This window comes from Anaerolineales bacterium, from assembly GCA_015075725.1.
GTDB lineage: Bacteria > Chloroflexota > Anaerolineae > Anaerolineales > Villigracilaceae > Villigracilis.
In genome coordinates this window covers 432,283-454,940 of sequence record JABTTV010000001.1, presented here as the reverse complement: position 1 = coordinate 454,940, position 22,658 = coordinate 432,283, and the positions used below count along the sequence as shown (strand labels likewise).

The window sequence follows — 22,658 nt, the reverse complement described above, 5'->3', positions numbered from 1 at the left end:
CCACAAGGGGACGATGTCGAGTCCGTCCGAGAGCGCTCCAGCAAAACCGTCTTGTCGTGAGGCGGTTCTTTTCTTGCGGGAGGATGAGTTGTTGATTAAGTGCCAAAGGGTAACGCAAAGGCGCAAGGTCGCGAAGGAAGGAATTTAAACATTTGCGTCTTTGCGTCTTCGCATCAAGAATTCCGATTCAAAGCAGACTTCTGCGCTTTTTGTTTATAATCCCCCATCATGACAAAACGAAAACCGCACATCCTCCTCACCAACGACGACGGCATCCGCTCGCCCGGCTTATGGGCGGCCGCGGGCGAACTCTCGAAGATCGGCTACGTCACCGTTGCCGCGCCGCGCGAACAATCCAGCGGAATGGGACGCAGTCTGCCCAACACATCCAGTGGAATCATCAAAAAGGAACAGGTCAAGGTCAACGGGCAGACGTGGGACGTATACGCAGTGGGAGGCACCCCGGCGCAAGCCGTCCTGCATGGAGTCCTCGAGATCGTCCCGCATGAACCGGATTTGATCGTCTCCGGGATCAACTACGGGGAAAATGTCGGGTTGGGAGTCACAATTTCCGGCACGGTCGGAGCCGCGATGGAAGCCGCCGGGCTTGGGTATCGCGCCCTGGCGGTTTCGCTCGAAACCGATCCGCACCTTCATCTCAGTCATTCAGAAGATGTGGACTTCAGCGCCGCCGCATATTTCACTTCCTACTTTGCCCGTATCCTCCTGGAAAGGAAAACATTCGATGGCGTGGATTTACTGAAAGTGGAAGTGCCGCGTCATGCCACACCTGAAACGGAGTGGCGACTCTCAAGGCTTTCCCTCCTCCGATATTACAAGCCGACACCGACCAAGCGTAAATCGTGGGATGAACCTGGTCCCATCGGCTACGAACATGACAACAACCTTCCCCATGAAGAGGAAGGCACGGACGTGGAAGTGCTGCGTATAAAGAAAATGGTCGCCGTGACGCCGATCTGCCTGGACATGACCGCCCGCGTGGATTTCAAAAAGTACGAGCAGTATCTGCGGGATTGAAACGCGCGCCAAAGGAGAGCAATCATGCCCACCATCGTCTTCAACGGCAAGACCTACGATTCCAGCGAAGACATGCCCGCCTATGAAAGGCTGGCATATGAACAGGTCTCGCAGATTCTTGTGGATAAGGACGGCAACGGCATTCCCGATCTGCTCGAAGGTGACCTGGTCCAGAACGTGCTCGCTGCGCGCTCCTCAGGGATGCAAGTCAATGTGAACGGCAAGGTCTATCACACCCTCGAGGACCTCCCGCCCGATCTTCGTCAGAGCGTTGATGGAGCTTTCAGGATGTTGTCAAAAATGGGTATGCTTGCAAATCCGCCTGCAATGGAGGACCCGCCGTCAAACCGCCCCCAACAGGTTGAAACAAGACCCTTCCTTTCTACTCAAGCTTCCTCTGTCATCGAAGAAGACAAAGGTTCCGGAGTCTTTTTTTATGCGATCGTCTCGGTCGTACTGTGTTTCGCGATCGCCGTCACCACATTTGCCATCGTCTATTTTATGAACCGGTAGATGAAATTCGTACTCGTATACACGCTCATCGCAGGCGCGATCTCCGCGCTGACTGCGCCGATCCCCGGCACCTCCTTGCTATTGACCGCCCTGGAAGTGTACATGATCGTGCATCTTTCCAAGATCCAGGAAGCAAAGTTGGAGTTGAAAGAGATCGGGTACTCCGCCGTCGCATTGTACGGTCTTTCCACCGTGCTGAAAGATGCCGCGCTCGAAGTCCTTACCTTTATTCCCGTCATCGGCTGGCTCGCTGAAGTGATCGTGGCGATGCTTTTCGTATTTTTTCTGGGAATGCTGGCAAACCTCTACTTCAGCAGACCCTCACGGAAGGGGCGGGACCTTCAATAGAACCCCGACCAAATATCCTGCCAGCGCGCTGATCGTACCGATCAACATCATTTCCGTGCCGCTGCGCATGGGTCTGCCCACGGTAACCCGCGCTTTGTAAAAACCGATTCCGAACAAAACAAGCGCGGTCACCAATACGGACATCCACATGCTCGTTGAGATGGGGAGGAACAAAAATGGAGCGATCGGCACAAGCGAGCCGATGATCGCCGAAAGCCCAACCACCCAGGCGGCCTTCATCGCCTTGGAGCGATCCACCGGCGAGAGTTGGTGTTCCTCCGCCATCATCACCGCCACCCACACATCCTTGTTCGCCGTGATCGTATTCACAATGCGGTCAAGCAAATCCCCTCTAAACCCCTTGCTTTCATAGATATCGCGGATCTCCTTCGTTTCCAAAACGGGCGCTTCGATGATATGCCGGTATTCACGCTCGCGTTCGCTCTGGTACAAATCCGCATCGGCGAGCGTGGTTGTAAACGCGACCGCGCCCATTGAGATGGATTCGGCAAAGGTAGTGGCAAGCCCAGCCACCAATACTACGCGCGTGTCGCTCGTCGCCGCCGCGATTCCCAGAACCACGCCGAGGACGTTGACCAGCCCGTCTTGCGCGCCCAGGATGAAGTCCGAAAGACCCGAGCCGCGCTTGTGCGGGTCAGTATAGTTATGGTGAAAAAGTTCCTCGTGAAGCGATTTTTTGAGTTGTGTTTCCATGACCACATCATACTACGCCCCGAATTATTTATAATGGACGAATGTCACGCGCCCACCTGATCCTTGCTCTTTGTCTCGCCTCGCTTGCCTGTTCGTCACAGATCATACCGATCCCAACGGAAACGCCGACTGCGACTCCCTCGCCGACTCAAACTCCCACAACGACACCGACTCTCGAACCGACTCTGACAACGACCCCCGCGCCTCCCGCCCGCCGCGTCTTGATCCTCTCCATCGACGGTTTCCGCCCCGATGCCATGCCTCTTGCCCCCATGTCTTATCTGATGTCGTTATTGAATGAATCTGCCTATTCGCTCACCGCACAGACGGTTTACCCAAGCGTCACTCTCGTGTCGCATACCTCCATGCTAAGCGGACAATGCCCCGCCAAACATAAAGTGGATTGGAACGATTACATCCCCGATAACGGATATGCCCAGGTTACCGACCTGTTCGATATTGCCCATCAAGCCGGGATGCAAACGGCGATGTATGTTGGCAAGGAAAAATTGCGCCAGATCACCGAGCCGCAAAGCACCGACATATTCAAATTCATCAATGACCGTGACCTGGTCATCACAGAGGACCTCATCCAAAACTTCCCCGCCGATTTTCGCCTGATGTTCGTTCACTTCCCCACCACCGACTGGATGGGGCACGAATACGGCTGGCTTTCCCCCGAGCAACTCAGCGTGCTATTCCGCGCCGACCAGGCGATCGAACGGCTTGTGACCGAATTAAACAACCGCGGCTTGCATGATGAGACATTATTCATCGTTACTGCCGACCACGGCGGGCACGACACTACGCATGGCTCAAGCCTGCCCGAGGATATGACCATTCCCTGGATCGCATCCGGCGCGGGCGTTCAACCTGCGCCGTTGAATTCACCCATAACAACTGTGGATACAGCTTCCACGGCCGCCTTTGCCTTGGGCTTGCCGATCCCACCTGAATGGGACGGTGTACCCGTCTATGAAGCCTTCGGTCTGCCTATTGAAAAGGTTTCAGTAGGTTGCAGCCGATAATCCATTCAATTTATTGTGGATATCTTCCCCGGGCGTAAGACTCAAGGTATCCGCAATCCTCGCAGCGATAATGCAACACCATCAGCGGCCCGTCCTTATTAAGCATTACGAATTTCCCGTCCGGCATTTGTTCAAGCGCGTACCACAACTCGCCGGAGGTCAACCGCTCGAACGGGTACCGGTCAGGGATCATATAACCCTCCCTCGTGGTTTTGAGGGTTCCGGTTTGCATGGTCCCGCTGCAAATTCGGCAGGTTTCTGGAGGATTGAATAAATCGGTCATGTTCTTCTCCTTTAGTCTAATTGGGCGCAGCCTTGCTCCTCTGTCTATAGGGATTTCTATGCTGGAGCGAATGATTCCAAATATCCGCAATCGGAACAACGGAAGGTCACGATCGCCAGTTTCGGGCCGACACGACGCTTGCCTGCATATTCACGCCCCAGGAATTTACCGGTTGCATTTTCGGTTTTTTGCCAGCGTTCACGTACCAACTCACTGTTTTCGATGACATAGTCGTCTGAAAGTTCGCCAAGCTTATAATCGAAGTTCAAGCCTTCTTCCATCGATCCGCCGCACTTCGGGCAGTCTGTTGGAGCAATAAATTTACCGGTCATTGAAATCTCCTTTTTTGGGTATTTGGGAATTTTCATCCCATGTTGACGATTCACCAACCCCCCGTATGACCCATCCTCTTCGTTGCGAATCCAAATGAATTGGGTTTTAACTTTGTAAGGTCATCCTCAATCCACGGAGAATCATCATGGCGGAACAGGTTTCCAGGCGCACCAAATGGTTTTACGGCTTTGGCGATATCGGCTTCAGCCTGACAAATACCATCTTAAGTGTTTACTTTGCCCTGTTTCTTACGGATGTGGTCGGGGTAAAGCCCTCAGTGGCGGCGCTTGCCATTTTCATTGGCGGCACCTGGGATTACATCAACGACCCGCTGGTGGGTTACCTTTCGGATCGGACGCATTCGCGCTGGGGCAGGCGGCGTCCGTTTCTGCTATTCGGCGCATTGCCGTTCGCGATGGCGTTCGTGCTTTTGTGGTGGAAACCTCCATTTGAAGACACAACTGCGCTCGCCATTTATTATTCGATTGCTTTTGCTTTATACGATACCGCGGCGACTTTCGTCTATATGCCTTTCTATGCATTGACTCCTGAACTCACCAGCGATTACGACGAGCGCACCAGCCTGACCTCGGTGCGAATGTTCTTCTCCATCCTCGGCAGTCTGCTCGCTTTCACGCTTCCGCTCTGGCTCGTTGGCGGATTCAACCCCGGCAATGCAAACCGCGTCCTGCTGATGGGAACCATCTTTGGCTTATTCTCCGCTTTCCCGCTTTTGCTCGTTTTTGCCAACACCCGCGAACGGACTGAATTCGCTAAACTCGAACCGCATTTGAGCGTCGGAGATTCCATCAAAACTACCTGGCAGAACCGTCCCTTCGTCTTCGGCTTGACCATGTTCCTGTTCAACGGCGTGACGATGAGCATCATCCAGGTCATTTTGCTGTACTATATTAAGTATGTGGTCGAGCGCGAACCTCAAAGCGATATGATCATGGCGACCATCTTTGTCGTTGCAATGCTGACCTTACCATTGTGGAATTGGGTATCCACCCGACTCAATAAACGCTGGGCATACATCAGCGGAATTTCTTTTCTTGCAGTTGTCCTGCTCATCCTCTCTGCGCTCACACCGCAGACGGACATTACATTCATTATGGTCCTTTGCGTCATGGCTGGAATCGGCGTCTCTGCCATGCACTCCCTTCCGTGGGCGATATTACCGGACGCCATCGAATATGGCGAATGGAAGACCGGGGAACGGCAGGAGGGTATGTATTACAGTCTCATCACATTGGCGCAGAAAGTCGCTTCATCCATCGCTGTCCCGGCGGCGTTGTTGATCTTGGAATATTCCGGATATGTTGCCAATAGCGCGACTCAACCCGCGAGCGCCATCAACGGAATCCGCTTCGTAGCCGGACCGTTGCCGGCCATCACACTTGGATTGGGAATCTTGTTCACGCTTCTCTATCCATTGGGAAGGGAGCGTCATCATGAGATCACGCGCGAACTTGAGTTGAGACGTAATAGTGCGAAATTTGAGGCGGCGGAATGATTCAAGTACGCAGGGTGAAGGATAAACGCGAAAAGGAGATTTTCATTCGTTTTCCGTGGTGGATCTACAGCCGGGATCCGCTCTGGGTACCGCCGATCCTGCCTGAGCGGCGAAAAGAAGCGGATCCGTCCACTGGAATGTTCTTCAAATCCGGCTATGCGGATTTTTTCATTGCATGGGAGGATGGCAATCCTGTCGGCACGATCCTGTGTTCCCATGATAACGGCGGGGACCCCAATGAATGTTCGATCGGTTTTTTTGAATGCATCCGTGATTATGCCGTAGCGGATGCTTTGTTCAGGGAGGCTGAATCCTGGGCGCGTGAACACGATTTGAGGATGATCTGCGGCACATATAATCTCGACCGTGAGAACGGACGGGGGATCCTCATCGAAGGCTGGGATCGACCGCCGGTGATCCTGTGTGGACATAACCCGCCATATTATGCAGGCTTCTTCGAGCAATATGGATTCGTGAAACGGCACGACGATGGTCTTGCGTATGCCTATGATCTGAACCCGAACGACCCAAAGCTTCAACGAGTATTTCGCCTGGCGGGGGGCGTCCAAAAGCGCAAGGGATTTACGATTCGCAACGTGGATATGGGGGATGTTGAAGGCGAGATCGGGCGGATATTGGTTCTGCAAAATCGCGCCATGGAACATCTGCCGGGATTCGTCCCATACTCGCGTGAAGCCATCGAGGGGATACTGCTTCCGCTAAAAGAATTGGCGGACCCGGATTTGATTTTGTTTGCGGAAGATCAGGGCGAAGCGGTGGGCTGGTTCCCGGCGATTCCTAATTTCAACGAGGCTGTGATTCACCTCAACGGTCTGCGTCATCCCTGGGATTATCTGCGCGCGTTGAAGTACAAGAACCTGAAACCGAAATGTTTATCCGTAAAAAGTGTTGCAGTTTTGCCCGAGTATTGGGATACAGGCGCGGCGATCCTGTTATTTGCCGAAATGGCCAAACGCGCGATGGCAAAGGGATACCAATGGGCGGATCTATCCCTTACCGGCGAAGACAACCCCGATACCTGGGACCTGGCTCATCACATGGGTGCGAGAATCTATAAACGTTACCGGTTCTATCAGAAGGAGATTAATAGTTAAACGGCCTTCGTGGACAAACGAACCTTTTCCCATACAGGTATCTCCAAACTGCGAGTCGTGCGGGAATGTGAAGTTGGAAGGCTTGATAAAATAAATTGGAACATATCCATGTGATGTGCGTATGTAGATTGGAAAGACGGTTCGCAAGGAGACGCCGCCATGAAGCTCTGGATTTTCTTCGCTCTCTTCGATATCTTCATTCTCTTATCCTATCCCATTGCCTATATCATCCATCGCCTAAGGAGGATGAAGGGTGTAAAATAGTCCCAGTGCTCGAGATCCCGATATCCTTCCAGGAGGATTTCCATGTCGTCATACAATGAGGTCCTGGCGGTCATCCTAGGGGGCGGACGCGGGGCGCGGCTCTACCCGCTCACGCAAATGCGATCCAAACCGGCTGTGCCGATCGCCGGGAAATACCGCCTGATCGACATCCCCATCAGCAATTGTATTAACTCGGAAATATTCCGTATAGCGATCCTGACCCAGTTCAACTCGGTATCGCTGCATCGGCATATCACGCGCACGTACAATTTTGATTCCTTTCACCAGGGCTGGGTGCAGATCTGGGCGGCTGAGCAGACAATGGAAAGTGCAGACTGGTATCAGGGCACAGCGGATGCCGTCCGCAAGCAGATGCTGGAGATACAATCCACAGGCGCGAAATATGTGTTGATCCTCGCTGGGGATCATCTGTATCGCATGGATTACAAAGCCATGGCGGAATTTCATTGGGAAAACGGAGCGGATATCACTGTTGCCGTCCAGCCGGTCGCAAAGGAAGAGGTGAGCCGCTTCGGGGTTTTGAAGCGCGAGTCCGATGCCCGAATCAGCAATTTTGTGGAAAAGCCAAAAGACCCGGCGGTTCAGAATCAATTCATCAGCCGGGATGACCCGGTGCGGCCTTTCCTCGGCTCGATGGGAATTTACATGTTCAATACGAAGATCCTGCTGGATTTCCTGCGGAATTTCCCCGATTACGACGATTTCGGTGGAGACATCATTCCGCATGCCATCAAAACCAATAAGGTGTTCGGCTTCGATTTCGATGGGTATTGGCAGGATATCGGAACGATCCGCTCGTTCTACGAGACAAACCTGATGCTGACCACACCGAATTCGCCGTTCGATTTCTACGATGCAAAATTGCCGATCTATACCGACACGCGTTATCTGCCTGCTTCGATCGTGGAAGACTGCCAGATGAAGGAAGTTTTGATCGCCGAGGGGAGCCGGGTGCTGCGGTCTGAGATAACCCATTCCATCATCGGCATCCGCAGCCAGATCGCCGCGGGCTGTGTCATCAAGGACAGTATTGTGATGGGTTCTGATTATTATGAGCGCGACTGGGGTGGGTTGCCCATCGGTATCGGCGCGAACTGTCACATCGAAGGCGCGATCCTGGATAAGAACGCCCGCATCGGCGAAGGCGTGGTCATTCGGCCGTTTCCGCGCAACGCGGATGTCGACGACGAAAATTGGTTCGTGCGCGATGGCATAGTGATCATCCCAAAGGATGTCGAGATTCAACCCGGCACGGTCATCGCGCCATAAAAGCCCTCTTTGCTTGGATTAGCGGAGATGACCTTGTAATAAACACTCGTGACATTTCAAAAACTGCGTGAAATGCGGGGGTCTATCACCATGTTGCAACTTTTCCAAGCGCGCGAGCAGAGGGTCAAGATTGAAATTATGCTATACTCCAATTAACTATGAATTCACGAGAATTCTGGCAACGCTGGGCTGAATCCTTGCGCCGTTTTCAACTTCAAGATCTGGTCGCCTCGTTCCTTGAAGCAGGGAGTCCGTTCGCCCTGCTTGGGGCGCAGGCGATTTATTTTGGAGGCGCATTCATCAAGAACGACCACCTCGACGCGCTTGCTTCGATGCTCGAGGATGAATCCGAATTGCGCGCATTTACAGCCTATTTGAACGGAGGGGAAACAGTTTTATGATTCCCCTTTCCGCTCTCATCCTTGCCGTTTTCCTGCTGGGCGTCATCACGATATGGAAGCGCCGCTCGCCCGGAACACTGAGGCAGATCCCCGCATTTACCAGGCTTGCCCGCACCATCGGTTTAAGCATCGAAGACGGGAAACGACTGCATATCGCGCTGGGACACGGTGGATTGTTCGACGCGCGCGGCGGGTCGGCATTGGCGGGATTGGCCTTGCTGCGAAAGATCGCCGAACGGACCTCCGTGAGCGACATGCCTTCTGTTGCAACTGCCGGGGATCCGACGCTGGGCCTATTGACTCAAGATACCCTGCAAGCGGGTTACCAGGCGGCGGAAGTTGGTGAGGCTTACGTCCATACGATGGGGCGCATTACAGGCTTGACCCCATTTAGTTATTCCGCTGGGGCGATGCACATTCCGCAGAATGAAAACGTTTCGACGAATATCCTGCTCGGTCATCTCGGTCCTGAAACTGCCTTGTTGGTCGAAGCGTCTGACCGCGCTGGCACCACATTGATCGGTGCAACGGATGATCTTGCCGGGCAATCCATTTTATTTGCCGGTTCACAGGAACCATTGATCGGTGAGGAACTGTTTGCCGCGGGCGCCTACCTCAATGCCGAGCCGGCGCATCTCGCCAGTTTAACCGTGCAGGATCTGTTCCGGTGGTTGATCATCCTTGCCCTGCTGGCTGGATCGGCGGCAAAATTCCTGGGGGTTTTCTAATGCGAGTTCTGACCGCCATCATAGCCATCGCAGTGGGTATCCTCATACTGCTTGGATACTTCTTCACGCAAGCGGGGATCGTACAGGCTGTCCTGCTGGACTGGGCGATCATCCTTGCCGGCACGGCGGCACTGATTGGCATTTTCAACCTGATCACCGTCCACGCCGATAAAATCCGACGGCGCGAAAAGGATGGTGTCTATTCCGCAATACTTATCATTGGCTTGGTGGGCGCGTTCTTCTTTGGGGTCGTCCTCAAACCGCAGAGTTATTTCCTGCAATCTGTCCTGTTGGAGGGGATCATCATCCCTGTCGAAGCCTCACTGATGGGATTGTTGGCGGTATCCCTGCTCTATGCAGCAGTTCGTTTAATGCGCCGCCGGGCAGACATGATGAGCATTATTTTCATCCTGACGGCTGCATTGATCTTTCTCGGTTCGATCACCCTGCCGTTCGGTGAAATGCCGCTGATCGGCACCTTGATCCGTCCGTGGGTTTCGCAGATATGGGCGGTGGGCGGTGCGCGGGGAATATTGATCGGAGTTGGGCTTGGCGCGCTCATGACCGGCTTGCGGGTGTTATTCGGTATCGACCGGCCGTATGGGGGCAAATGACATGATGGACATGGTGAAATGCCCCCTGTGTGGGACGATGAACCCGCCCACACAGAAAATCTGCCAGGGATGCCAGACCCCGTTATCTGGGGAATCTTTTCAACCCGGTCAGGCTCCGGTAAAGAAGGATACTGGAGAGCTGGAACCCATCCTGCCGCAATGGTTGAGGGATGCGCGCGAAACCGCAAAAGAATCGGGATTGGGTGAACGTTACCAGCAGTCAGAACCAAACCAATCCGCCGCTTCAAGTTCGGACCTGTTGGCGGGCCTGCAATCCCAGGCAAGATCTGACGACGAAGAGGAAGTGCCGGACTGGCTTGCCAACATCACCGGCGCACCAAAACAAAAACAAAAACCGGAAGAGCCTGAGGAATTTACCGGCGTCCGCTGGGTGGAGACGGGACACAGGGACGATTTTGAACAGGAAGATGAAGTCCCCAGTTGGCTGGCCGGGATGCAAACCCCTTCAACCGGTGCAGATGAAAAAGACGAACTCACTGAATGGTTCCAGGAATCAGGCCCGGGCAAAGATACATTCAAAAGCCCTTTTCAACAGATCGGCAACTCAGGTCCTTCGTCTTCGCAACCCAAACCCGACGATACAACGCCGGAGTGGTTGAAGCAAATGGCTGCTGAAGCCGGTGAAAAGAAAACCGAGTCCGAATCCATGGACTGGTTCAGCCAAATCCCGGCAGAATCTCCCGCTGGCTCAAAAGACCAATCTCAGGAACCCAGCGTCCCCGCTTTAGGTTCTGATTCTTCGGATTGGTTGAGTAAATTGCAAGCCGATGTAAATACAGACGCACAAGCGAAAGCGCCGGAGTCCTCCGAGTTTCCGGCTGATACACCGGATTGGTTGAGGAATCTGGGCGGAGTCTCCGGCGGCGAACCGTCTCCATTTATTGAATCAACACCGGATGAGCCTGAGCCGCTCATCCCGGAACCGGGCATTCCCTCATGGCTGGCATCGGAGGAAAGCAAAAAGTCGGACTCCACGCCGGTGTGGCTGCAGGAAAAAGGGGGAACCGAATCAGACGCGCCTGCCTGGGTGTCTCAAGATTCTGCTTCTACCGCAGACTCACAAGCCCAACAGGACAATTTGGAATCGCCCGTTGAAGATATCTTCAGCGACCTTCCGGAATGGTTGAAATCCGCTGCACCTGAATCTTCGATCTTCGATGAACCTGCCAAGCCCGTTGAGACTCAGGGTATTGGTGCGGCTGAACCGACTGCCCAACCAGCTTTCGAAACGACGCCTGCCTTTACAGATGCAGGAATACCCAGCGACGCTGACGGACTCTTTACCGAAATGCCGGACTGGCTTTCCAACGCGCTGGAGACCCCGGTTACACCGGGCGCATCCGAACCAGGCACCGGCTCCGATGCACTTGCATCGAACGTCCTGCCTTCATGGGTTGAAGCCATGCGTCCGATGGATCAGGCCATCCCCGGCTCATCTTCCTTGATGAGCGATCAAACCTTCGAACAGCGCGGCGCTCTTGCAGGGTTACAGGGAGTCCTCCCCGCAGGTTTGGGCTTTGCGCCCACCAGCAAACCCAAAACCTATTCGAACAAACTCAGTGTCAACGATGAACAACTGAAACATGCCGAGATCTTCGAACAGGTCCTTGCAGCAGAGACCGCTCCCGAAATGCTTGTCACGGAAAGGCAGATCGGTGCATCACGCGGATTGCGCTGGGCGATTTCTGCAATTCTTATCGGCGTGATCTTGACCGTAACGTTCCTGGGAACCCGGTTCCTTTCCGTACCCATCGGCGTTCCCAACGAACTGCGCTTTTCCATGGCGGTTGCGCAAGCAATCCCTGAGAACGCGCCCGTCCTGGTCGTCATGGATTATGACGCCTCCCGCGCCGGTGAAATGGAAGCCGCCTCTGCTCCCTTGTTCGATAATTTGATGCTGCTTAAGCATCCGCGGCTGACTTTTATCGCCAGCAATGAACCCGGAGCGATCCTTTCCGAACGCTTCATTACCGGACCGTTGGCTGTTCACAACTATCAGAGCGGAGTCACCTACCTTAACCTCGGCTATCTTGCCGGAGCACAAGTGGGCATTCGCGCCTTTGCGGAAAATCCGATGTTAGCCGCGCCGATGGAGATCACAGGCCAGCCTGCATGGGCTTTGCCGCCGCTTCAGGATGTGAAGTCGCTTGACCAATTCGCACTCATTGTCCTTATCACCGATGATGCCGATGCCGCCCGGTCCTGGATCGAACAGACGGAGACCGCGCGCGGCGTCGTTCCGATCGTTGCCATATCGAGCGCCCAGGCCGCGCCCATGATCCAGCCGTATTACGACTCGGGGCAGGTGGCGGGCATAATATCCGGATTATACGGAGGCGCGATCGTCGAACGCCAATACAACAATGGACGCCCCGGCCTGGCGCGCAATTATTGGGATGCCTACAGCCTTGGTATGTTGCTTGCGCTGGTCTTCACACTCGGCGGAGGGTTCGTCCAATTGGGACTGGGTTTGCGCGATCGTACCGCATCCAGGGGTGAAAAGTAACATGGCATTCTCCCTTGATCTCGTCACAGGCGCGCTCGGTTTCCTCTTCACTGTTTTGATCCTGAGTTATTTGATCGGCGATAACCCCCTGTTCAAGATTGCCGTCTATCTTTTTGTGGGTGTCGCTTCCGGCTATACAGCCGCTGTGGTGTTCTGGCAGGTCCTGTATCCGAAACTTTTTTTGCCAACCGTACTCATTTTGCAGACCGGTGACTTAATGCGCGGCATTCTGCTGGTGGTGCCCTGGCTGGGTTTCGCCTTTATCCTGATGAAAATCTCTCCGCGGCTGGCGGGAATTGCCCGCATTACCATGGCGTTTCTCGTGGGCGCCGGTGCCGCTGTGACGATCGCGGGCGCATTGACCGGAACGATCATTCCCCAAATGATCGCCACGATCGACTTTTTCGACCCAGGTCTCGCGGCAGCAAGGAATATCAGCGCATTCGAAGTGTTGGGGAATGGAACGATTCTGTTGGTGGGTGTTGTCACGACTCTGGCTTACTTCCATTTCGGTGCGCGACAAAAACCGGATGGCTCACCGAAACGTTTTGCCCCGATCGACCTGCTTTCATGGATCGGACGCATCTTCATTGGAATCACCCTTGGCGTTATCTTCGCAGGTGTGTATGCCGCAGCCCTCTCTGCCATGATCGAACGAATAAACTTTCTCATTAACTTCCTCACTTCACTGTTGGGGATGTCCTAGGGTCCCATGCCTACTTCCATAGTTACAGGTAACTCCCTGCTTGCCATCGACGTCGGAGCCGCAAACACTCGCGCGGTTCTTTTCGATGTGATCGAAGGCGAATACCGCTTTGTGGCATCTGGAGTTGCACCCAGCACCGCTGAATCTCCGGTGAGGGACGTATCGGAGGGCGCACGCCATGCCATTCAATCATTGCAGGGCATTCTAAAGAAGAACCTGCTTGATATGTCACGCGGTCTTATCCTGCCCAGCCAGCCCGACGGCTCGGGCGTGGATTCACTTGTCGTCACCGTTTCCGCAGGCTCAGCCGTGCGGACCCTTGTTGTTGGGCTTCTAAAAGACGTCTCACTTGACAGCGCCCGGCGTCTGACCGAATCCACCTATACCCGCGTTGTGGATTTCATCAGCCTCGGTGATCATCGCAAACCTGAACAGCAGATCGACAGCATTCTGCGCACCCGCCCGGATATGGTTGTCATCGCAGGCGGCACGGATGGAGGCGCTTCCCGTTCCGTTCAAAAATTGCTCGATCCGATCGGCCTCGCCAGCTACTTTTTGCCTGAGGAAAAGCGCCCTGCCGTTTTATACGCGGGCAACGGCAAACTTGCGGAGGAAGTGAAATCGCTGGTCGGTTCGCTTTCATCTTATTTGCATTTCAGTTCGAATATCCGCCCCTCGCTCGATACCGAAGACATCCCGCCAGCCGAGAGTGAACTGGCGCAGATGTTCATCAAAATCCGCAAGAAGCAGCTCAAGGGGTTGGACGTACTCGATAATTGGGCGGGCGGTCACACCCTGCCGACGGCATACGCAACTGGGCGCATGGTGCGTTTTCTGTCCAATGTTTATGGCTCGCAAAAAGGGCTGCTGAGCGTGGACCTTGGCGCTTCTTCTACGGTGATCGCTGCGGGTTTCAAGAACAAATCTGTTTTGAAGGTGTATCCCCAGTTTGGCCAGGGCGAAAACCTGCCCGGCTTGCTTAACCACACCTCCACCGAGGATATCCTGCGCTGGTCAACTCTCGACATCCCGCCTGCAACTCTCGTGGATTATCTGCATCAAAAAGCGCTTTATCCTGCCACGATCCCCGCCACCAAGGAAGATCTTGTGCTCGCGCAGTCGGTGGCGAAACAGGCTTTATTCCTTGCCATGCAGTCCGCGAAGCGCGATTTTCCAAGAGACGCCGCCATCATCAAGCCGACTCTCGCCCCGCTCTTCGATCCGATCATCGCCGGGGGTGCCACCTTGAGCGACGCATCGCGGCCGGGTCAGAGCCTGCTCCTTCTATTGGACTCTGTCCAACCTGTCGGCATTGCCACCGTCATCCTAGATCAGAACAACCTCATGCCGCTCCTGGGCGCGGCGGGTTCTGTCAATAACCTTCTTCCGGTCCAGGTCCTTGAATCCGGGGCGTTTCTGAGTATAGGTACGATCATCTGCCCGGTGGTTTCAGCAAAATATGGCGCGTCCATCTTGAAAGCCAGAATCGCGTATGAAAATGGCGCTGAAGCGGGCGTGGACCTGAAGTATGGTTTTCTGGAGATTCTTCCCTTGAAAAGCGGCGAGACAGGCCGGCTTACCATCCAGGTCGGGCGCGGAGTGGATATCGGCTTCGGCTTGGGGAGAGGCGTAAAAGGTCTTCCGATCAGCGGTGGTGCATTGGGTGTCGTCTTCGATGGCAGGGGTCGTCCATTGGACATGCCGTCTGACCCTGTCCGGAGGCGCGAACTCATCAAAAAATGGAACTGGTCTTTGGGAGGCGGATAAAGAATGATTGCACCTGTTCATCATGTCACTGGCCTGACCACAATCGTCCGCGAACGGCTGTTGCCCGTTTCAGGGAACGTCATTGCCAGAATCCAGCAGAAAGTAACAACTGGCGAAGTGGTTGCCGAGACTCGCTGGGCGCGCGAACATGTCCTGTTGGATGTGGCGCGTTCGTTGGGGGTTTCCCCCGCCACGGCAGACCGCCTGATCAAATGCCAGGTGGACGATCAACTTCCCGCTTCGGCAGAGATTGCCATGGGAAAAGGATTGTTCCCACGTTCCGTACGCGCACCGCGCGAAGGGCGAGTGGTGGCGGTGGGGGGCGGGCAGGTCCTCCTGGAAGTCGGCGAATCGAAATTTGAATTGCGCGCAGGCATGCCCGGCACAGTGGTTCAGGTGATTCCAAACCGGGGAGTAGTGATTCAAAGTTCCGGAGGTCTTGTTCAGGGGGTTTGGGGCAATGGGCGGATCGATTCAGGATTGATGGTCAACTTGATGCAAAGCCCCGATTCGGTATTGACTCCCTACAGAGCGGACGTAAGCCTGCGCGGTTCGATTCTTCTGGGCGGCATGATTCAACATGCCGAATCCTTGCAGGCATTGGCGGAACTACCCGCACGCGGGCTGATCGCTTCCAGCATCGTGCCCTCCTTATTGGCGAAAGCGCGCGAGATGCGTTACCCCATTGTCGTAACCGATGGTTTCGGATCCGTGCCAATGAATTCGGCGGCGTATAAGCTGCTCAGCACAAGCGCCAAACGCGAAGTTGCCCTGAATGCGGAATCCACCGACCGCTATTCCGGTTCACGCCCTGAAATCATCATTCCTTTGCCAACAACCTCCGAGCCGCCCATTCCCAGCGAAACCGAAAGTTTTGCGCCCGGATCCCAGGTGCGCATGCGCTGCGCTCCCGCAATGGGAAGAATCGGTTCCATCCTATCGATCAAACCCGGCTTGACAACCCTTCCCAGCGGGCTGCGCGCCCAGTCCGCGGAAGTCAAGCTTGACAACAACGAAATCGTGATCGTCCCGCTCGTAAACATGGAAGTTGTGGGATAATTGCGCAAAGATGTTCAAATAAGGTTCAGGAGAGTGCTTCATGTCCTTTGAAGAAACCAATTTCGACGATAACCCCGAGGACGGTCAACTGCCGGAAGAGTCCAATAATAACCGTACCTTCCTGATCGCGGCTGCCATTTTGGGCGGGATCATCCTGATTTCGTTCGCGTGCATAGTCGGAGTTTACCTCTTTACACAGAACTCCGCTGCGCAGGCGGAACAGCAGGCAGCAGCATTGACTCAAACTGAGGCGGTCAATGCCAATTTCATCAACCAGGCGCTGACCTCCACGCATGAGGCATCCCTGATTCCCACCGCCACCCTGCCGCCGACCGCGACATTGGTCGTGAACGTACCCACTGCGACGAATACACCCGATCCGAATGCAGTCGCCCAAGCGGGCACTCCCGGGGCTGCAACTGCAACCGTCGGGGCTGCGTTGACCCAGGCTGCCATCGCACAGCTGACCATCGTCCCAACGACCACTGCTTTGCCCAAAACGGGTTTCGTGGATGACGTGGGCATTCCTGGACTTGTCGTCATGTCGCTTGCTTTCATCATCGTGATCCTTGTTGCGCGCAGACTCCGCTTCGCCCCCAGCCGATAATTGCCCCCTCTCCCAAACTTCAACTCACCCCGATGCCGGGGTGAGTTTTTATTTCATGCAAATTGTTTCCCCCGCTATCGAAGTTTTATATAAAGCCTCTTGTTCCTCCTGCCTTTGTTCTCAGTGCGAAAGATGCTGAAGCGGCCAAGGTCAAGAGTCGACCCGACATGTGTTCCCCCACAAGCCTGGATGTCGAAGCCGCGGATCTCAACCACGCGCACATGACCGTCGACAATGGGAGGTTTGACATTCAACGTACGAAGAAGTTCTGGTCGGTTTCGATACTCACCCTCGGTCATCAAATAGGATGTAATGGGATGCCCTTCCAGTAAAACGGCATTTACTTTTGCTTCCAACTCGGCGCAAAGCTCCGTTGAAAGGATTTCCAGGTTGAAGTCGATCCTGGAATATTCTTCGCCGATCTGCACACCTGTGATCCAACCCTTGTAATCGCGTAGGGTAATGGTATTTACGATATGCAGGACTGTGTGATAGCGGGATAAAGACAACCTGCGGTCGGAATTTATAGTCACCGATATTTTCCGCCCAACCAGTTCGGGTTTCAATTCTGAGTTACAAACGTGCCAGATGATCTGTTCTTCGTCGATAAACGCAGAGTCGATTTCGATGCAGGAACCATCCGGGAGCGTGGCGAATCCGTTATCGGAAGGTTGTCCGCCCCCGCCGGGGTAGAAACAGGTTTGGTCGAGTGCGAAGCGCGAGTCCTGAATCGCAATGACCATTGCCCCGGTCTCGAAGCAATGGTCATCTTGTGAATAAAGTCGTTTTGTCGCTTGCAGGGGCATAGAAACTATACGACGCTTTCCGCCACCTGTTTGCCATAACCCAACAGCGCTTTCACCATGAGCTGTGTGCGGCCCTCTGCGTAAACGCGCAGGACAGGTTCGGTGCCGGAAGGGCGGATCAGCAGCCATGAATCATCTGCCATGATGTATTTCACGCCGTCACGCTGGTTGATTTCACCCACCTTTTGTCCGCCGATCTCTGCCGGAGCCTTCTGGGTGAGGAACTCGGTCATCTCGGCTTTGGCAACGGGGCGGCTCAAGCGCAAGTCCGCGCGCTCATAAAAGGCGGGACCGACGTCCGCAAGCAGATCATCGACCAATTCGCCAAGCGATTTGTTATACGCGGCAAGCATTTCCACAATGAGCAAACCCATGATGGGACCGTCGCCTTCGGGGATGTGCCCTTTGAAGGAAATGCCGCCGGATTCCTCGCCGCCGATGAGCACATCTTCGCTCATCATGATATCCGCGATATGGTTGAAGCCGACCGGTGTTTCATGGATCTTGAATCCGTAGCGCTTGGCAAGCCTGTCCAGCATGCGCGTCGTTGAAACCGTGCGTACCACAGAGCCGCTCATGCCGCGCTTCTCGACGAGATATTTCAGCGAGAGCGCCATGATCTTATGCGGGTCCACGAAGTTGCCGCGCTCGTCCATCGCGCCGATGCGGTCGGCGTCGCCGTCGGTGACCACGCCAAAATTGCCCAGCCCCGAACTGACCGCGCTCGATAACGCGCCCAGGTATTTTGAGATCGGTTCGGGATGAATGCCGCCGAAGCCGGGATTCATCTCGCCGCGGATCTCATAGACTTCACAGCCTGTGCCCTGTAAAAAGGATTTGATCACGCCCCGCCCCGATCCGTACATCGCATCGGCAACGAAGCGCTGGGGATTCTCAGCGATGATGTCTGTGTTGATCAGTTTGCGCATGTGATCGAAATAGGCAGGCAGGGGGTTGAACTTCTGGATCAGACCCGCTTCGCGCGCCTTCTTGAAGTCCATCAAATTGGGACCGCGCGCCTGTTGTTCGTTATCGTTGATGTAAACTTCCACGCGGCGGCACTGTTCCGGCAGCGCCGAGCCGCCGAACGCGCCCTTCACTTTCACTCCGTTGTAACGCGGCGCATTATGCGAAGCGGTGATCATCACGCCTGCGATGGCGTTGTTGTTCTTGACCGCGTAGGAAATGGCGGGTGTGGGCGAATCGGATTGAGCCAGCAAAACGTTGAATCCGTTCGCGGCAAGGACACGCGCCACCTCTCCTGCGAAACGGTCTGAAAGGAAACGGGTATCGAAACCGATGACGATCTTTTTCTCATCCACCGAGTCGGATTTGTCCCAATGGTCCGATGCCACAGCATCGGCGATGGCTTGGGAGACCATGCGTAGGTTGCTGAAGGTGAAGCTATCCGAGATGACGGCGCGCCAGCCGTCGGTGCCGAAATGAATGGGCATTGTTGCTCCTTGAAAGTTGGGTAGAGCGCGTTCTCCAACGCGCGGCTTCGATCAGTGGCGTGAGAGAACGCCGATAACGCGATGATTTATGGATTAGGGGTGACTGTCGGTGTGGACGATGGGCTGAAATTCGGGGCGGGCGTGGCATATGCGATCACCGACTCCAATAGCCAGCCTTCGATGCGCTGCCCATTGATGAGGGCGTACACCTTCACCCAGGTGCTTCCGTTCACGATCTGGAATTCCGAATAGGTTTCGACGATGGTGCCGTTGAGAAGTGTCATGACGTAGTTTCCGCCCGGCGCATCGCGCAGGTTCGCGCCTCCACCTTCACTCGCGGCAACCTTTCCATATGTCGGGGTGGGCTGGATGGTGAGTGTGATGGTCGGTGTTTCCGTGGGAGGAAGGGTGATCTCAAGGGTTAACGGAACGGGACTGGGAGTGACATCCTCAGAGGCGATTTCATTCGGTGTCGGCGTCCGTGTGGCGGGACCTCTTGTAGGCGTTTGATTCGATTTGGACGTGGGAGTCAGGCTCGGGCTCAAGGAAGGAGCCGACGAAATCTGATTCGTGGGGGTGGATTGAGAAATCGCCGGTTCTGCCCTGAACGGGGTGCCGGATGCAGCGAGGACGGCAAGGGTTCCGGCAAAGAGGACGAGCATGAGTCCGCTCAAGATAAATCCGCCTACCGAGGGGCGTAATCGAAGCACGAAGAGAGTGATGAGACCAAGAATTCCTGTGAGCGCAAAATGTGCGGCAAAGACCAACAGTCCTTGAATCCAAACGTCGGGCAAGCCGGAACCGATGCCGAATGCCGCGGCGCTGACAGGCAGGTAGAACGCATAAGCGACGATCACACTTGGCAGAAAGGGACGGTCTTCGGAACGCGCAAATGAAATGACGAGAGTGATTGCCCCGAGAGCAAAGACAACCAGTTCGGGGATCCACAGCCGGGAGTGAAGAAAAACGTTATCGAAAGTCTGCGGCATAAAGGGAAGGGCGGCAAAGCCGGTGAGCAGGCCCCCGATAAAAACGAATAGAATGCTGATGAATAACGCCATCAGTGTTTCGAACATGAATCGCAGCGAACCGGTGAGGAGAGCGAGTAAAAATCCCACCCAGGGTGTCATGAGCGGCGCAACAAGGATCCCGAACAACAAAACCGCCTGCGAATCGAGCAGGTAGCCAAGCCCCAGGATCGCCCCGCATATCAATGAAAATATGAACAACTCCCAGGACGGGTATGCCCGTCGAGCCAGCGATGCGATCAATTCCGCCTGGCCTTCGGCATCCGTCGGTATATGCGATCTTCGTGTTGTGCGCCTTCTGCGCGGCGGCTGCGGAATCGTTGATTCTTCTTTCGGAGGCAGGGGCAGGACCGGCTCGTCGTTCATGGACATAGTTCAATTATACAGGGTCTGGGGCTGTAAAGGGGAAGAAGGAGGCATATCGTTTCTTTCCCTGATGTCGTATATTTACCCTGTGTCGAATCTTTAATCTGTGGTAACGAGGAGCCCATATGAAGGAACCACGCGTGTATAGAACTTCTCCCGCCTTGATCGTCATTGTTATTCTTATGATCGTTATTTTGTTTGGCGGAATTTGGTTTGCGTTGGGTTCTGAAGCGATCGCATTCGCTGCGCCTTATGCGTTGATAGGGCTCGTCCTCTTTGCGGGCATCTTTGCCACACAAATATTAAAGATCACCCTTTCTGATGATGAGATCACGGTTCAGAACCTACTTGGCGCGAAATCCCTGCGTTGGACGGAGATCAGCCGCGCTTCGGGCAGAGGATATACGCTCAAACTTCACAACCAGGACGAAGATGTAACCCTGGCTGTCAGACCGCAGGTGCCGGGATACGAAGAAATCGTGGAGTTCATCGGCACGAAACGTCCTGACCTGTTCAACCCAAACGAATACGACGAGATGAAGCGCGGGCTCGGCGCTTTTGTGATGATGTTCCTGGTTGTAGGGGTTATTTTGGGAGTCTCCGTAATTTTCGTTGTTGCAACGATGGATTCGCCCGATGTTTCCGCAATCGAATATTTGCCCCTGCTCGTATTTGTGGTCGTGGCCTTTATTCTCGGCGGAACAGTCTTATCTGTGCCGCGTTCCTTGATCCTCGAAGGGAACGTGATGAATCTGAAATATCTCTTCCGTGAAAGAAACCTCCGCGCGGATGAGATTTCCCAGGTCCAATTGAGTTATACCCAGAGCCGGAACGGGAAACATTACTTCATCGCCTTGCACCTTTCGGATCGAAGGAACATCCGCCTCTCGGGGCTGGGAATCAGCCTGCCGGTTGCGTATCTGGTTCTGAGAAACTGGCATCGAAATCATACACAAGGACAACATGCAAATCCGCGCCAACCCTCAACAGACATCGCGCCCAACTGGTCGGATAGTTCCGGCAGATAACCTGTTGTTTTATTCAATGGCGGATGCGGGCTCTGGGCTACCTCACAAAATAAATGATCGCTACAATGACGCCGATCGTCACCACCGTCCACCGCAGTGTGGACGGTTTGATCTTGCCAGCCAGTCGTCCGCCCAGGTTGCCGCCGATGAGAGCGCCTACTGCCATCACCAGGGCGACCGTCCACAATACGTGACCAGAGAATAAAAAGAAAATCGCTGCTGCGATATTTACAGCAAAGGCAACCGCTTGTTTCAAAGCGTTGAGCCGAGTGAGAGAATCTTCGAGGGTGAGTCCCAAAGCCGAAAGGACGATCACGCTCAAACCTGCACCGAAATACCCGCCGTAGATGGAGGCGAGTCCCACCGGGAGCCAGGACATTTCCTCCAGTTTCGCGCCCTGTCCCTCCGCCATGCGCCGGGTCAGCCACGCTCGGACGGGGTCTTGAATTGCAAGCAAAGCACAAGCCAGAAGGATTAAATAGGGGACGAGTTCTGTGAATAATTTTTCGCCCGTTTGCAAAAGTAAGAATCCGCCAACCACGCCGCCGATGACACTGCCAGGCATCAAAAGCCACAATCGGTTTTTCTGATCGCGCAAATCGTTCGCCTGCGCCATCGTCCCGCCGAAATAGCCGGGACAGAGAGCCACCGTGTTCGTGACATTAGCAGAGACTGCGGGCACGCCCAGAAAGGTCAGCACAGGGAAAGTGATGAGCGTCCCGCCGCCAGCGAGGGCATTGACCGCTCCAGCCGCAAGCGCGGCAATGGCAGCGAAGATATAGTCAAGAGGTGTGAGCATGATGTGGAAAATCCTTGTGTTGGGATGGAGCAAGTATAGCATCGTGAATGTATCGCAACGTCACGTCATATGTTACTTTTCCTTATTCTTGACGTTTCCCGCCCTCCTGCATATAATCTCAGCCATTCAGAAGTAGTATGCGTAAGGTTTCCTGATAGAGAAGGAGATGCAAGGTGGAAGTCTCCACAGGCAAACAGCGCCGAAGTCGTCTGAGTTGACTTGCCGAAGAAATCAGCGCGAAAGTAGACCGGCACGGGGTTGCCCGTTACAGCAAAGACCGATGATTGTCGGTAAATGAGTGTCTCATCCTTGATGGGAAACCGAGG

At 54.5% G+C, this 22,658-nt stretch carries 23 protein-coding genes; 16 read left to right on the top strand and 7 right to left on the bottom strand.

The annotated features are described in order from the left end of the window. Positions 1–228: 228 nt before the first annotated feature. From surE to HS100_02175, 3 genes are read left to right on the top strand one after another with little or no spacing between them, the layout of a single operon-like run. Positions 229–1,038, top strand: coding sequence for a 5'/3'-nucleotidase SurE (gene surE, locus HS100_02185; GenBank protein ID MBE7432703.1), 810 nt, complete (start codon positions 229–231; stop codon positions 1,036–1,038). 24 nt (positions 1,039–1,062) lie between these two features. Beyond that, positions 1,063–1,551, top strand: a complete 489-nt coding sequence (locus tag HS100_02180) for a hypothetical protein (protein ID MBE7432702.1) — start codon at positions 1,063–1,065, stop codon at positions 1,549–1,551. Beyond that, a complete protein-coding gene (locus HS100_02175; protein MBE7432701.1) occupies positions 1,552–1,899 on the top strand; it encodes a hypothetical protein in 348 nt (115 codons plus the stop codon). It abuts the gene before it with no gap. Here the strand turns inward: HS100_02175 and HS100_02170 are convergent. Further along, entirely contained in the window at positions 1,873–2,613 is a 741-nt protein-coding gene (locus HS100_02170) for a VIT1/CCC1 transporter family protein (GenBank protein ID MBE7432700.1), read from the bottom strand. The two genes, HS100_02175 and HS100_02170, sit on opposite strands and share 27 nt — an antisense overlap. Positions 2,614–2,654: 41 nt before the next feature. On the opposite strand from HS100_02170, the gene HS100_02165 reads away from it, so the two are divergent. After that, a complete protein-coding gene (locus HS100_02165; GenBank protein ID MBE7432699.1) occupies positions 2,655–3,641 on the top strand; it encodes an alkaline phosphatase family protein in 987 nt (328 codons plus the stop codon). A gap of 10 nt (positions 3,642–3,651) precedes the next feature. Here the strand turns inward: HS100_02165 and HS100_02160 are convergent, their stop codons facing one another. After that, complete coding sequence (locus HS100_02160) at positions 3,652–3,924, bottom strand: hypothetical protein (protein ID MBE7432698.1); 273 nt, start codon at positions 3,922–3,924, stop codon at positions 3,652–3,654. Between the two features lie 56 nt (positions 3,925–3,980). Further along, a complete protein-coding gene (locus HS100_02155; GenBank protein MBE7432697.1) occupies positions 3,981–4,256 on the bottom strand; it encodes a hypothetical protein in 276 nt (91 codons plus the stop codon). Positions 4,257–4,402: 146 nt separating this feature from the next. Here HS100_02155 and HS100_02150 point away from each other — a divergent pair, with 146 nt between their 5' ends. From HS100_02150 to HS100_02100, 11 genes are all read left to right on the top strand, one after another. Continuing rightward, the gene (locus HS100_02150) at positions 4,403–5,773 is read left to right on the top strand and encodes an MFS transporter (GenBank protein ID MBE7432696.1); all 1,371 of its coding nucleotides are present in this window, start codon (positions 4,403–4,405) and stop codon (positions 5,771–5,773) included. Continuing rightward, on the top strand, positions 5,770–6,888 hold the full coding sequence (locus tag HS100_02145) for a GNAT family N-acetyltransferase (GenBank protein ID MBE7432695.1): 1,119 nt from the start codon (positions 5,770–5,772) through the stop codon (positions 6,886–6,888). Before HS100_02150 ends, HS100_02145 begins: the two co-directional genes overlap by 4 nt. Before the next feature lie 306 nt (positions 6,889–7,194). Next, on the top strand, positions 7,195–8,442 hold the full coding sequence (locus HS100_02140) for a glucose-1-phosphate adenylyltransferase (protein MBE7432694.1): 1,248 nt from the start codon (positions 7,195–7,197) through the stop codon (positions 8,440–8,442). Between the two features lie 158 nt (positions 8,443–8,600). Then, positions 8,601–8,843, top strand: a complete 243-nt coding sequence (locus tag HS100_02135) for a hypothetical protein (GenBank protein ID MBE7432693.1) — start codon at positions 8,601–8,603, stop codon at positions 8,841–8,843. Beyond that, positions 8,840–9,571: a hypothetical protein gene (locus tag HS100_02130; protein ID MBE7432692.1), complete on the top strand. Its 732-nt coding sequence runs from the start codon at positions 8,840–8,842 to the stop codon at positions 9,569–9,571. Before HS100_02135 ends, HS100_02130 begins: the two co-directional genes overlap by 4 nt. After that, the gene (locus HS100_02125; protein ID MBE7432691.1) at positions 9,571–10,185 is read left to right on the top strand and encodes a hypothetical protein; all 615 of its coding nucleotides are present in this window, start codon (positions 9,571–9,573) and stop codon (positions 10,183–10,185) included. Before HS100_02130 ends, HS100_02125 begins: the two co-directional genes overlap by 1 nt. 37 nt (positions 10,186–10,222) lie before the next feature. Beyond that, positions 10,223–12,712, top strand: a complete 2,490-nt coding sequence (locus tag HS100_02120) for a hypothetical protein (GenBank protein MBE7432690.1) — start codon at positions 10,223–10,225, stop codon at positions 12,710–12,712. Position 12,713: 1 nt separating this feature from the next. Next, on the top strand, positions 12,714–13,418 hold the full coding sequence (locus HS100_02115) for a hypothetical protein (protein ID MBE7432689.1): 705 nt from the start codon (positions 12,714–12,716) through the stop codon (positions 13,416–13,418). Positions 13,419–13,424: 6 nt separating this feature from the next. Continuing rightward, on the top strand, positions 13,425–15,185 hold the full coding sequence (locus tag HS100_02110; protein MBE7432688.1) for a glutamate mutase L: 1,761 nt from the start codon (positions 13,425–13,427) through the stop codon (positions 15,183–15,185). 3 nt (positions 15,186–15,188) lie between these two features. Continuing rightward, entirely contained in the window at positions 15,189–16,244 is a 1,056-nt protein-coding gene (locus tag HS100_02105; protein ID MBE7432687.1) for a hypothetical protein, read from the top strand. Between the two features lie 40 nt (positions 16,245–16,284). Beyond that, positions 16,285–16,851: a hypothetical protein gene (locus tag HS100_02100; protein ID MBE7432686.1), complete on the top strand. Its 567-nt coding sequence runs from the start codon at positions 16,285–16,287 to the stop codon at positions 16,849–16,851. 74 nt (positions 16,852–16,925) lie between these two features. Here the strand turns inward: HS100_02100 and HS100_02095 are convergent, their stop codons facing one another. From HS100_02095 to HS100_02085, 3 genes are all read right to left on the bottom strand, one after another. Continuing rightward, entirely contained in the window at positions 16,926–17,657 is a 732-nt protein-coding gene (locus HS100_02095; GenBank protein MBE7432685.1) for an alanyl-tRNA editing protein, read from the bottom strand. Positions 17,658–17,662: 5 nt separating this feature from the next. Further along, the gene (locus HS100_02090) at positions 17,663–19,111 is read right to left on the bottom strand and encodes a phosphoglucomutase/phosphomannomutase family protein (GenBank protein MBE7432684.1); all 1,449 of its coding nucleotides are present in this window, start codon (positions 19,109–19,111) and stop codon (positions 17,663–17,665) included. 86 nt (positions 19,112–19,197) lie between these two features. Next, positions 19,198–20,511, bottom strand: coding sequence for a DUF389 domain-containing protein (locus tag HS100_02085; protein ID MBE7432683.1), 1,314 nt, complete (start codon positions 20,509–20,511; stop codon positions 19,198–19,200). 119 nt (positions 20,512–20,630) lie between these two features. Here HS100_02085 and HS100_02080 point away from each other — a divergent pair, with 119 nt between their 5' ends. Continuing rightward, the gene (locus HS100_02080) at positions 20,631–21,533 is read left to right on the top strand and encodes a hypothetical protein (GenBank protein ID MBE7432682.1); all 903 of its coding nucleotides are present in this window, start codon (positions 20,631–20,633) and stop codon (positions 21,531–21,533) included. A 37-nt stretch (positions 21,534–21,570) separates the two neighbouring features. Here HS100_02080 and HS100_02075 read toward each other — a convergent pair whose 3' ends face one another. Then, on the bottom strand, positions 21,571–22,332 hold the full coding sequence (locus HS100_02075) for a sulfite exporter TauE/SafE family protein (protein MBE7432681.1): 762 nt from the start codon (positions 22,330–22,332) through the stop codon (positions 21,571–21,573). Positions 22,333–22,658: the final 326 nt, after the last annotated feature.

Excerpts from the sequence above, each read along its gene's own strand:
- surE (MBE7432703.1), top strand. The coding sequence starts at position 229 with ATGACAAAACGAAAACCGCACATCCTCCTCACCAACGACGACGGCATC.
- HS100_02180 (MBE7432702.1), top strand. The coding sequence starts at position 1,063 with ATGCCCACCATCGTCTTCAACGGCAAGACCTACGATTCCAGCGAAGAC.
- HS100_02175 (MBE7432701.1), top strand. The coding sequence starts at position 1,552 with ATGAAATTCGTACTCGTATACACGCTCATCGCAGGCGCGATCTCCGCG.
- HS100_02170 (MBE7432700.1), bottom strand. The coding sequence starts at position 2,613 with ATGGAAACACAACTCAAAAAATCGCTTCACGAGGAACTTTTTCACCAT.
- HS100_02165 (MBE7432699.1), top strand. The coding sequence starts at position 2,655 with ATGTCACGCGCCCACCTGATCCTTGCTCTTTGTCTCGCCTCGCTTGCC.
- HS100_02160 (MBE7432698.1), bottom strand. The coding sequence starts at position 3,924 with ATGACCGATTTATTCAATCCTCCAGAAACCTGCCGAATTTGCAGCGGG.
- HS100_02155 (MBE7432697.1), bottom strand. The coding sequence starts at position 4,256 with ATGACCGGTAAATTTATTGCTCCAACAGACTGCCCGAAGTGCGGCGGA.
- HS100_02150 (MBE7432696.1), top strand. The coding sequence starts at position 4,403 with ATGGCGGAACAGGTTTCCAGGCGCACCAAATGGTTTTACGGCTTTGGC.
- HS100_02145 (MBE7432695.1), top strand. The coding sequence starts at position 5,770 with ATGATTCAAGTACGCAGGGTGAAGGATAAACGCGAAAAGGAGATTTTC.
- HS100_02140 (MBE7432694.1), top strand. The coding sequence starts at position 7,195 with ATGTCGTCATACAATGAGGTCCTGGCGGTCATCCTAGGGGGCGGACGC.
- HS100_02135 (MBE7432693.1), top strand. The coding sequence starts at position 8,601 with ATGAATTCACGAGAATTCTGGCAACGCTGGGCTGAATCCTTGCGCCGT.
- HS100_02130 (MBE7432692.1), top strand. The coding sequence starts at position 8,840 with ATGATTCCCCTTTCCGCTCTCATCCTTGCCGTTTTCCTGCTGGGCGTC.
- HS100_02125 (MBE7432691.1), top strand. The coding sequence starts at position 9,571 with ATGCGAGTTCTGACCGCCATCATAGCCATCGCAGTGGGTATCCTCATA.
- HS100_02120 (MBE7432690.1), top strand. The coding sequence starts at position 10,223 with ATGAACCCGCCCACACAGAAAATCTGCCAGGGATGCCAGACCCCGTTA.
- HS100_02115 (MBE7432689.1), top strand. The coding sequence starts at position 12,714 with ATGGCATTCTCCCTTGATCTCGTCACAGGCGCGCTCGGTTTCCTCTTC.
- HS100_02110 (MBE7432688.1), top strand. The coding sequence starts at position 13,425 with ATGCCTACTTCCATAGTTACAGGTAACTCCCTGCTTGCCATCGACGTC.
- HS100_02105 (MBE7432687.1), top strand. The coding sequence starts at position 15,189 with ATGATTGCACCTGTTCATCATGTCACTGGCCTGACCACAATCGTCCGC.
- HS100_02100 (MBE7432686.1), top strand. The coding sequence starts at position 16,285 with ATGTCCTTTGAAGAAACCAATTTCGACGATAACCCCGAGGACGGTCAA.
- HS100_02095 (MBE7432685.1), bottom strand. The coding sequence starts at position 17,657 with ATGCCCCTGCAAGCGACAAAACGACTTTATTCACAAGATGACCATTGC.
- HS100_02090 (MBE7432684.1), bottom strand. The coding sequence starts at position 19,111 with ATGCCCATTCATTTCGGCACCGACGGCTGGCGCGCCGTCATCTCGGAT.
- HS100_02085 (MBE7432683.1), bottom strand. The coding sequence starts at position 20,511 with ATGTCCATGAACGACGAGCCGGTCCTGCCCCTGCCTCCGAAAGAAGAA.
- HS100_02080 (MBE7432682.1), top strand. The coding sequence starts at position 20,631 with ATGAAGGAACCACGCGTGTATAGAACTTCTCCCGCCTTGATCGTCATT.
- HS100_02075 (MBE7432681.1), bottom strand. The coding sequence starts at position 22,332 with ATGCTCACACCTCTTGACTATATCTTCGCTGCCATTGCCGCGCTTGCG.